This is a genomic window from Brasilonema sp. UFV-L1 (assembly GCF_012912105.1).
GTDB lineage: Bacteria > Cyanobacteriota > Cyanobacteriia > Cyanobacteriales > Nostocaceae > Brasilonema.
Genome location: NZ_QMEA01000195.1, coordinates 1 through 10,336 on the forward strand (window position 1 = coordinate 1; position 10,336 = coordinate 10,336).

Here is a 10,336-nt window from a genome sequence, read left to right on the forward strand (position 1 = left end):
TTTGCTGATGAACCCTGCGGAATGTGGGATTGAAGACCTCAATGTGTCTGGTATGTTGGCTAATCATAAACTTGCCAAAGCTATAGCTGATATGAGCTTTTTCGAGTTCCGCAGACAGTTAACCTATAAATGTGAGCTTTATGGTTCAAAATTGGTTGTGGTTGACAAATGGTTTCCTAGTTCTAAGACCTGTTCTAACTGTGGAACCAAAAAAGAAATACTCGCGTTGAGTGAGAGAGTGTTTGAATGTGGTCATTGTGGCTTTGTCATTGACCGCGATTTGAACGCAGCAGTCAATTTGAGTAAAGCTGTCAGTTAGACAGTGATAGCCTGTGGACTGGTGTCGTCCGAACGAGCCAGAATGAAGCAAGGAAGTAAACGAAGTTCAAAGCCAAGTAATTAGTACAAGTACTTTCGATAGAAAGGTCTAATTATGGGTAGCTTTGGGTAGGCTTTATGTAACGGTATCGAACCCCACTCAACCACCCGTGCTATCCCTCCCCGCCGTATAGACGGACGGGGTATCTCGGAGGTTCTGATGAATCATATCTTTAGCTTCCAATGTAGCTGCAACTCGTAAAATTAGCGCTTCATTATATGGTGCAGCTATCAACTGCACGCCTAAAGGTAAAGCATTCGGGCGAACAATCGGAACTGATAAAACAGGTAAGCCGATGAAAGATAATGGTTGAGTGAATAACCCCAGATGTGGACGGACGAGAATTTCCTCTCCTTCTAAAATCATGGTTTGTTGACCAATAAGTGGTGCTGAAATAGGTGTAGTTGGAGCAAGAATAACATCTACCTTTTGAAAGATTTCTCGGACTTTATCTTTATACCATTTGCGAAAGCGTTGTGCTTGAATGTACCAGCTACTGGGTATCAAAGCACCAGCAAGAAAGCGATCGCGTGTTGTTGGATCAAAATCTTGGGGACGCGATCGCAGTTTCTCCAAATGTAAATTCGCCCCTTCACAAGCTGTAATCACAAACGCTGCTGCACGGGCGCGATGTGCTTCAGGAATTGTGACATACTGGGTGACACCCAAAGCATCAGCAACCTTTTGTACTGCATCTATTGCTTCAGGACTTGCACCTTTTGTAAAATAATCATCAGCAATAGCAATACGTAAATCTTTTATATTTTGTCTTGACGTTGCATGCAACATCTCTACACGAGGACGCTTTGTACAAACTGGATCTCGTTCATCTTCCCCTTGAAGCACATCAAACGCTGTTGCAATATCCCGCACTGAACGAGCAAACGGTCCAATATGGTCCAAACTGCTGGAAAATAATGCTACCCCAGCACGCGACAACCGTCCGTAGGTGGGTTTCAAACCAAAAACACCACACAAAGCTGCAGGGACACGAATAGAACCATTCGTATCAGAACCCAGCGTCAGAGGAACCAAACCAGCTGCAACTGCCGCCGCCGAACCACCCGATGAACCACCAGCTATTCGCGTTAAATCATGCGGATTGTGTGTCACACCATAGTGAAAGTTTTCCGTCACAAACCCATAGGCGTACTCATCCATATTCAAAGCGCCTACGAGTACAGCACCCGCTTGTTTCAATCTGGCGACGGCTGTTGCATCTTGGCTTGCTGGAGGATTTTCGGCATTAATTTTTGCACCAGCAACAGTTGTGATACCAGCGATATCGAAAAGATTTTTGACAGCAAAAGGGACACCAGCCAAACAACCAGGATTTTTACCTTGAGCAATTTTCTCGTCAATTCGTTCTGCATCTGCCAAAGCAGTTTCAGCAGTTATAGTTGTAAAACAATTGAGTTGATTATCTCTGGCTGCAATTCTTTGTAAAGCAGCTTTAGTCACTTCCACCGCACTCACTTTACCATCTCTCACAGCAGAGGCGATCGCAAAAGCATCAGCTTGTTCTAAACTCATGGCTCAAAAACAGAAGCAGCTTCAATTGTCTCAGATAAAGGAAACTCATTCACAACTTGGGCGATCGCCATAATTCTCTCAAAATTTGCTATTACCCCATCTCGATACTCATCCCTTAATTCCAAATCCAACAACAAAGCCATCAAATCCACATACTCCTCCACATTCAACTCCTTACCTTCCATCTCTCTTCCTCTCTTCCTCTGCGTCCTCTGCGCCTCTGCGGTTCATTAACTCATAGTTCGCCAGTCAAACTTCCAATCACCGCAATCAATTCTCCCGGTTCAACAGGCTTAGCAACATGAGATTGAAACCCTGCTAAAAGAGCCGCCTTACGATCCTCATCTGTTGCATAAGCAGTCAGTGCAATAGCCGGAATCCGTCCACCTTCATTTGACGCAAGCGCTCTCACTCTTTGCAGCAGAGCATAACCATCCTGTTCTGGCATACCAATATCACTAATAAGAATATCAAAACGTGAGTCTTTTAGCGCTGCCATCACCTCATCCGCAGTTCCGACTGCTACAACTTCCGCTCCACATTCTACAAGAATTTGAATCACCAACTCACGCGCATCGACCTCATCATCCACCACCAATATTCGCAAACCATCCAACCTGGGAGTGCAATCGAACGGTAAAGAATCTTCCACAGTAGCATGCACCTGTGGTTCTTCTATCTTGCTGCTGACAGGATTCAGCGGTAGCTTAACAGTAAACGTTGCTCCTTGTCCTTCTCCTGGACTTTCAACATGAACTGAACCACCATGCAACTCAACTAAGTTACGTACAATCGATAACCCCAATCCCAAACCGCCAAAAGACCGAGTGGTTGAACCATCAGCCTGACGGAAGCGCTCAAAAACATAAGGAAGAAACTCAGGGCTTATTCCCTTACCAGTATCAGATACAACTATTTTCACATGAGAGTGGACGTGTTCTAAACGAATCTGCACCCGTCCACCTTTTGGTGTAAACTTAACAGCATTCGATAGCAGGTTCCAGACAATTTGCTGCAAGCGGTCAGAATCGCCAAAAACTTGTCCAGCCGAAGGATCTAGCACAGGTTGAAGTTGGATGTTTTTTGCCTGGACGGCAGGATTTACTGTGTCAATTGCTGCCTCAATTACGGGTAATAGATCCACAGCACGGACGTTCAAGCGCAGTTTCCCTTGGATGATGGAGGAGACATCCAGCAAATCTTCGACTAGTTGTGCTTGTGCTCTGGCGTTGCGTTCAACAGTTTCCAGCGCACGGGTTGTAGTTGCTTCGTCAAGCTTTGTTGTACGCATGATAGTTAGCCAACCAATCATAGCATTGAGGGGAGAACGCAACTCATGAGAAAGAACGGCAAGGAACTCATCTTTGAGGCGATTTGCTGTTTCTGCTGTTGTTCGCGCTTTTTGCTCAGCTATTAAAAGGCGATCGCGCTCTTGTTCTGCTCGTTTGCGTTTGCTAATATCGAGCACAAATGCGACTCCATTAACTTGGGAATCATCCATCAAGGCTATACCTAGGACAACTGGCACCCGTGTTCCATCCCGTCGGATGTACTCTTTCTCGAAAATACTGGAAACTTTGGTAGCAAAGACTTCCTGAAGCGCTCGGTTATCCACATCGTTGTACTCTGGTGGAGTCAGTGAGCGCCAATTGATTCTGCCTAACACATCAAACTCTTGACGCTTGTAGCCAATGATATGCAAATAAGCATCGTTAGCTTCAGTGATAAAGCCTTCTGCATTCCAGAAAGCAACTCCTATAAGATTGGACTCAAACAAGCGTCTAAACTTAGCTTCGCTCCCTTGAAGTGCTTCCTTCGCCAGTTTGCGTTCAGTCACATCACGAAAGTAAACTGCAAGCCCTTCAGCGCTGGGATACACCCGAATTTCCAACCAACAGTGTAATACTTCACACAACTCCTCAAATTCAATAGGAACTTGTTGAGCGATCGCCCGATGAGCTTGTTGATAAAAAGTATTGCCAATTAATTGAGGAAAAACATCCTTCCATAACCGCTTACCCAGCAGTTCTTCCCGTGGTACTTGCAAAAGTTGTGCGGCTTCTTGATTCACGTAGGTATAGCGCCACTCACGATCAAAAGCAACAAATGCTTCTGTTATGCTTTCAAGAATAGTTGTGATGCGGTTGTTAGCCGTTTGTAGAGCTTCTTCTGCCTGTACACGCTCTGTGATCAGTTCTGTAAAAATAATAATGCCACCAATTTCATCACCACGGTTTCGCCAAGGATGGATTTCCCATTTTACCCAATCTATTGAGCCATCAGCACGGGGGAATAATTCTTTTTCGCATTTCCGGACAGCCCCAGCTAGACATAAGGCATGAATTTCTCGCCAAGAGTCGGGAATTTCGGGAAAGACTTCGTAATGAGAGCGACCAATAATGTTTTGATTGTGCAGTTGAAAATCCGTCAGCCATCGTTGACTAACAAGAATATATCGCATTTGGTTATCAAACATGGCAATAGCTGCTGGCGCATGTTCAACAAATAATCGCAACTGTTCTTCTCTAATTTGTAGCGACTCTGAAATCTGCTTGCGTTCAGTTACGTTGCTTACCATCGCGAGTCCGCCTTGAAATTCTCCCGACTCATCCAAAATTGGAGTCGTTGAAACCATCGCCCATAAATTAGAGCGATCGCGACACCGAAACTGAAAGTCGAATCGCTCTTTCATTCCTTGCTTCAGTTGGGCTATGCGCTGCTGTGCTTCCACCACAGCTGCTTGATCCATAAACTCAAAAATGGGACGTTGCAGCATTTCCTCTACGTTATATCCCAACATCTGCGCCAGTTGCGGATTCACATACTCTGTACGTAACTGAGCATCAAATAACCAGATACCTTCACCTGCTGTCTCCACAATGCGGCGATACCGTACTTCAGCTGCTTGTAGCTTTCCGAAGCTGACTTCAGCCCGTCGCTTAGCACTACGTAGCGCCTCACATAGTACACTAAAAAGGACTCCTTGAAGTGCGAACAGCCCAAGCCTTATAGTATTGGGTAGATTAATCGCCAGCGAATAGATTGGCTCTAGAAAGAAATAGTCACTAATCAGAACAGATAGGAAGGTAGATAGTAGCCCTGCTCTCAAGCCTCCGTACCATGCACTCACCATAACTGCCCCAAAAAATAGCAGAAAAGGGGATTTAGTCATGCTAAGCCAAGGGTCTAGCACTAACATAAGTACTAGCGCTAGACTGACACTAAGTCCAGCAACACTGTATTGCTGTAGCCGAGAGCGAGTAACTTTTAACATTCAATTGTAGAGAGTTTTCTTTTGTAGCTAGCTCAAACTTCGTTTAATTTACAGTAGATGTCGGTTTTTCACATTTATCTTAAGAGTGATTTGCTCAAGAGTGAACAGTGAACAGTGAACAGTCAAGATATGTTATTTTTATTTTCACTTTTCACTTTTCAGTTTTGTCAGTTACTTATTCGGTCTTTTGACTTATTCTTTATTAGATTTCACTAGGTAATTCAAACAAACCATCTTCACCGTGTTCAAAATCGAGTACCTTGAACACTGCATCAAGATTCAAAGCACCATAAATATGAGCAAAAATTCCATCTCCTTCGACACATTCATAACGAATTTCTGCTTTCACTTTATGAGAATCAATATAAAGAAGTACTAATCCATTTTGATTACGAAAAAAGGTATTTGCCACTTTGATGATTTGTGTTGGTGTTGAACAATGGATAAAGCCTTCAGAGTCGAGAGTATCACCACGATACCTTCCGTTCAGTTTAGCATCTTCCCATTTTTCTTCCTGAGTAATGTGTAAAATAGTCGTCATAAATTTTTTTATTTTGAATCTTGAATGAGGAATTTCTCTCGTTTCTATGCTCCGCATGGGAATGCCTAAAAGTGGGCTGCTTGCTGCCTCTCAATCATTATATTGAAGCAGTAGCCCACAGTTACGCATTCCTTGCTAGAGGTAAGAAATGAGAAACAAGAAGAAGACCAAAATCTTCACTCATGTGGAATACACACATCTGGAGCGCATAAGTCTGGAAATTCTTGTGTTGTCACTGTTAGCGTATGCAAATCTACGCGACGGATAGCGTGGTTATTCGTATCAGCAATAAATAAATGAGAACCCATTACACTCAGTCCAGAAGGTTCAGAAAAACGGGTATTTTTACCTTTACCATCTTGTAAGCCAACTGAACCATCACCTAACACTGTTTGACAATAACCAGTGTGAGGGTTAATAAGTTTAATTTTGTGGTTGTAGGTATCTGCTACCCATAAGTCATTCTGAGCATATTCTACTCCTAAGCAGTGCTGTAACCTGACATCAAAACCTTGTCCATCAACGTCACCAAAACCAAACAAATCACCGCTACCACAAACAGTTCTCACTTGTCGTGGTTCAACAAGTCCGACGCCGCGAATTGAGCTAACTTCACTGTCAGCAATATATAATTCTTGTCCATCAGTAGTGATACCGCTAGGCTGAGCAAAAGCAGATTCAATCAATGCACCATCTAAACAAGCTTCTGCACCTCTACCAGCATAGGTTCTGACAATACCAGTTTCTAAGTCCATTTCCCAAATTTGGTGAGAACCAGCCATAGCAATATACAAGCTATTTCCTATTTTCTGTAAATCCCAAGGAGAGTTCAGCGCTGTTTCTCGTCCACTACTACTGTGAGGATGGATATTACGGCTTTGTGTACCTGTTCCCGTAATCGTTTGCACAACTTGACGTTTCAAATCAACTCGCCGCAGAGCATGATTTTCTGTATCCGCAACATATAAAATCTGATTTTCTTTATCAAAAACCATTCCCTGGGGTGCAAAAAATTGCGCTTCACTAAAAGAACCATCGGTTAATCCAGATTGTCCAGTCCCGATTAAATGTATGATTTCTCCATGAAAGTCACTCATCACAATACGGTGATGTCCAGAGTCAGCAATGAACAAACTCGCTTGCGTTGCTAAGACTTTACCAGGAAAAGCTAGGGGAGTAATGAATGGTTTTCGTTGTTTTTCTAAAGTAAGATTAAGTTCTTGGAAATTGATTGTACCTTTTTCTTGGTGTTGGCTAATTACCTTTTGAATGAGTTCATCTAAAACTTGACGATGACCTTCACCAGAAACAGAACTAATCACGTAACCTTCTGGATCTATTACCATTAAAGTAGGCCAAGCTCGCACAGCATATTGTTGCCAAACCCGAAAACCACTATCAACTAAAACTGGATGTTCAATGTCATGACGTAGGATAGCTTGGCGGATGTTTTCAGTTTCTTTTTCGTTGTCGAATTTTGCACTGTGTACGCCAATGACTGTGAGGCTATCTTTATATTTTTGTTCGAGATATTTCAGATCTGGCAGGATATGCAAACAGTTAATACAACAGTATGTCCAAAAGTCTAAAATGACGACTCTACCTTTAAGCTGCTTCAGAGACAGAGGTTTTTCAATATTCAGCCAAGGATAATTCTGTGGTAATTCTGGTGCTCTAACACGGGGAGTCATAAAAAATTCAAAATTCAAAATTCAAAATTCAAAATTGAGAAATTATTGTTTTACAATATTTAGAAATTGCATAATACAGTAGCAGCAATGCTTGGATTGGAAACACTAACGACGACTCAGTTATCAACTTGGGTACAACAAGCCAAAGCCTTGGCGTATCAAGGACAAGTTGCTAACCGTATTCCTCAATTAGCTTTGGCTAATCCCGATTTATTTGCAGTTCACATCTGCTGTGGTTCAGGAAAAACTTATAGCCAAGGCGATACGGATAGTGTTTTCTCTCTGATGAGCGCAATTAAGCCGTTTTCGCTTTTGTATCTACTCGAACAAGTAGGACCAGAAACAGTTTTTCAGTGGGTTGGAATTGAACCATCGGATGCTGCCTTCAATTCTTTAGAACAACTGGTTGCTGATCATGGACGACCCCGCAATCCTATGATTAATAGTGGGGCAATTACCCTTGCTGATAAGTTACCACGAAAAGATGCGAGCGATCGCACTCAGCAGCTGTGTCAATGGCTCAATCAACTAGCTCTTTGTCATCTGAACTTAGATGAAGTGATGCTCGCTTCTGTGCGCTCAAGTGGCTCGCAAGCGAATCGAGCTATTACGCAATATCTTACACAAGCAGGATATATCAAAAATCCAGAGATAGCTCTTGACACTTATGAACAAATATGCTGTCTTTCTGGTCAAGTGGAAGATTTAGCCCGTTTGGGTTTGCTTTTAGCTTGTGAAAGTAAATTTATTAAACCGCTGCATCGCCGTATAGTCAATTCACTCATGTTAACCTGTGGGTTGTACAAAGCTTCTTCTCAGTACGCTTTACGGATTGGTTTGCCGATAAAATCGGGTATTAGTGGTGCATTACTAGCGATAGTACCAAGTCAAGGGGCAGTTGCTTGCTACAGTCCTGCTTTGGATAGTGTGGGGAATTCTGTGGGGGCGATCGCCTTTGTTGAGGCTTTATCCCAAGGGCTACAGTTGAGTGTATTTGGGTAGTCGCCCAAAACTTTTATAAGGAAGGCAGGCTGAAAACTCCGGAGGGACAGGCACTACGTGCCGATTCCCGTGCTTTAGACCGGAGATGAAAGCCGCCGGAAGCCCTTTAGGGCTGAGTTGTACTCTGCTTCAAAATACTTACCTAAACTTGGTTAAACCCTGCTTAGAGATTTCTTCCTGCTTCACCCAAGGGAGTCGGCTCCTTCTTGTCCACAGGCGTTGAGTTCCGGCTAAGCCAGCCGTACTTTATCTGGCGGGGCGAATTCAAGATTAACCGCTGCGTTCTCGTCACGGTCTTGAATGTGCCCACATTGAGGATTTTGGCATTGAAACACTCGCTCTGAAAGTTTCATCGGTTGAACATGATTGCATCTAGAGCACTTCTTTGAACTTGGGTACCAACGGTCAACCAATTCTACTTTAGTGCCGTAGTGAGCTTGTTTATAAATTAGCTGGCGACGAATTTCGTAAAAGCAATTGTTACTAACTGCGTTCGCTAATTTATGATTTGCAATCATTCCCGAAACATTCAGATCTTCAATCCGAATTGTGTAAGCTTTACGACTTAAATCTGTTGTCATCTTTTGCGTAGTATCTTGCCGAATATTGGCAACCCGCGCATGTTGACGAGCTGCGATTACGTAAAACTTGCAAGCATTTTTAGATGGTTCAATTTTTAGCTTCTTGCTACCGAGGATTTTGTCTCGATTACGCCATTGTAATTTACCTAGCTTGGTTTTCGCTTTTTTCGTGGTAACAGGCATATCGTACTTTGACCCATCAGAGCATGTTGCTAGCGCTTTCACACCTAAATCAACACCAATCTTTTCAATCGGGTGAATAACTGGTGGGACTTTCTCGGCATCTAGAACAAATGAAACGAACCATTTATCGGCAGTTCTAGAAACAGTAAACGTCTGAGAACTGCAATGAAAATTGATTCGCTCTTTTAAGCGAAATTCTTTCAAACCTGGCAATTTAATTCGTTTCCCAGGATTAATGACAACTCGATTCGTGAAAGGTATTGGCGGTTTTCCTTTTTCAGGATATACACCAGCCGTTTTGTAAACTGTGAAAGAGTCGCCTTTCTTTTTCGACTTGTTTACAGGAAACGAAGACTTACCTTCACGCCAACGAGCAAAAGCCTTTTTCAAATCAATAAACGCAGATTGATAAACAGTAGATGGATATTTCTTCATCCATGCGTTTTCAGGCTTCTGCATTGTGATTTGAGTAAAGACTTTCTTAATGGCATCAATTCGTTTTGAATCGGAAGCTTGTATATCTACAAAGTCCCAACTTGCCTTAACTACATCCAAGCCATAGTTGTAAACCCAGCGCTTAAAACCAGCATTGCCGCGAAGAAGCGAAGTCTCAACTTTATTCAGTTTTAACTCTCGCTTAATAGCGTACATTGCCAAACCTCTGCAAACTTTGCTATATGAAGAAGTATAACTTATTTCGAGCAAGGATCAATACCATCTACAATCTTCTTCACTTTGTTTTTATACTTTCTTAAGCCGTACAATCGCGACGAGAAGCAATGAACAATGGATAGCAAGTCTTGCACCAATTCTTCTTGTGGAGATAAGGTTTCAGCGTTAGCAACAACAATTGAGCCACCTGCGGATTGCACGATGTGTTCGACTAACTCAAAACCAAAACGACACAATCTGTCCTTGTGCGCTACGTACAGTGACTTCACCTCACCCTGGATAGCCCACTGAATAATTTCTAAAAACTTGGGGCGCTTAAAATTCAACCCACCCCCAATCTCCTGAACCGAGTCAGTAATTACGACTCCTTGAGACAAACAAAATCGCTCCATTGCCTCAACTTGACTTTGTAAATCATCTTTTTGTCCGCTCGACGAGACGCGACAATAGACATTGACACTCCCCTGGCTACGTGAATAT

Annotated in this window: 9 protein-coding genes; 2 read left to right on the forward strand and 7 right to left on the reverse strand. The window is 42.9% G+C overall.

What is annotated here, in order from left to right; all coding sequences use genetic code 11:
- The coding region (locus DP117_RS31655) for an RNA-guided endonuclease TnpB family protein (protein ID WP_169222144.1) at positions 1-319 on the forward strand (319 nt) is incomplete at its 5' end.
- 159 nt (positions 320-478) lie between these two features.
- Here DP117_RS31655 and DP117_RS31660 read toward each other — a convergent pair.
- The 5 genes from DP117_RS31660 to DP117_RS31680 form a co-directional block, all read right to left on the reverse strand.
- Positions 479-1,912: an AtzE family amidohydrolase gene (locus tag DP117_RS31660; protein ID WP_169222145.1), complete on the reverse strand. Its 1,434-nt coding sequence runs from the start codon at positions 1,910-1,912 to the stop codon at positions 479-481.
- Positions 1,909-2,097, reverse strand: coding sequence for a DUF4089 domain-containing protein (locus DP117_RS31665; protein ID WP_169222146.1), 189 nt, complete (start codon positions 2,095-2,097; stop codon positions 1,909-1,911). The genes DP117_RS31660 and DP117_RS31665 overlap by 4 nt, the downstream gene beginning before the upstream one ends.
- 50 nt (positions 2,098-2,147) lie before the next feature.
- Positions 2,148-5,186: a PAS domain S-box protein gene (locus tag DP117_RS31670; protein WP_169222147.1), complete on the reverse strand. Its 3,039-nt coding sequence runs from the start codon at positions 5,184-5,186 to the stop codon at positions 2,148-2,150.
- 202 nt (positions 5,187-5,388) lie between these two features.
- Positions 5,389-5,727 carry a DUF952 domain-containing protein gene (locus DP117_RS31675; protein ID WP_169222148.1) on the reverse strand — a complete coding sequence of 113 codons (339 nt, stop codon included), beginning with the start codon at positions 5,725-5,727 and terminating at the stop codon, positions 5,389-5,391.
- 176 nt (positions 5,728-5,903) lie between these two features.
- The gene (locus DP117_RS31680; RefSeq protein WP_169222149.1) at positions 5,904-7,418 is read right to left on the reverse strand and encodes a thioredoxin-like domain-containing protein; all 1,515 of its coding nucleotides are present in this window, start codon (positions 7,416-7,418) and stop codon (positions 5,904-5,906) included.
- An 87-nt stretch (positions 7,419-7,505) separates the two neighbouring features.
- Here DP117_RS31680 and glsA point away from each other — a divergent pair, with 87 nt between their 5' ends.
- Positions 7,506-8,420: a glutaminase A gene (glsA, locus tag DP117_RS31685; RefSeq protein WP_169222152.1), complete on the forward strand. Its 915-nt coding sequence runs from the start codon at positions 7,506-7,508 to the stop codon at positions 8,418-8,420.
- A 230-nt stretch (positions 8,421-8,650) separates the two neighbouring features.
- Here the strand turns inward: glsA and DP117_RS31690 are convergent, their stop codons facing one another.
- Together DP117_RS31690 and DP117_RS31695 are read right to left on the reverse strand one after the other, a co-directional pair.
- A complete protein-coding gene (locus DP117_RS31690) occupies positions 8,651-9,835 on the reverse strand; it encodes an RNA-guided endonuclease TnpB family protein (protein ID WP_169222150.1) in 1,185 nt (394 codons plus the stop codon).
- 41 nt (positions 9,836-9,876) lie between these two features.
- Positions 9,877-10,336: IS607 family transposase (locus tag DP117_RS31695; protein ID WP_169222151.1), on the reverse strand; the 460-nt coding region annotated here is incomplete at its 5' end.

What these genes read in the sequence shown, in the direction of transcription:
- DP117_RS31660 (WP_169222145.1), bottom strand. Translation starts at nt 1,912, where the DNA reads ATGAGTTTAGAACAAGCTGATGCTTTTGCGATCGCCTCTGCTGTGAGA.
- DP117_RS31665 (WP_169222146.1), bottom strand. Translation starts at nt 2,097, where the DNA reads ATGGAAGGTAAGGAGTTGAATGTGGAGGAGTATGTGGATTTGATGGCT.
- DP117_RS31670 (WP_169222147.1), bottom strand. Translation starts at nt 5,186, where the DNA reads ATGTTAAAAGTTACTCGCTCTCGGCTACAGCAATACAGTGTTGCTGGA.
- DP117_RS31675 (WP_169222148.1), bottom strand. Translation starts at nt 5,727, where the DNA reads ATGACGACTATTTTACACATTACTCAGGAAGAAAAATGGGAAGATGCT.
- DP117_RS31680 (WP_169222149.1), bottom strand. Translation starts at nt 7,418, where the DNA reads ATGACTCCCCGTGTTAGAGCACCAGAATTACCACAGAATTATCCTTGG.
- glsA (WP_169222152.1), top strand. Translation starts at nt 7,506, where the DNA reads ATGCTTGGATTGGAAACACTAACGACGACTCAGTTATCAACTTGGGTA.
- DP117_RS31690 (WP_169222150.1), bottom strand. Translation starts at nt 9,835, where the DNA reads ATGTACGCTATTAAGCGAGAGTTAAAACTGAATAAAGTTGAGACTTCG.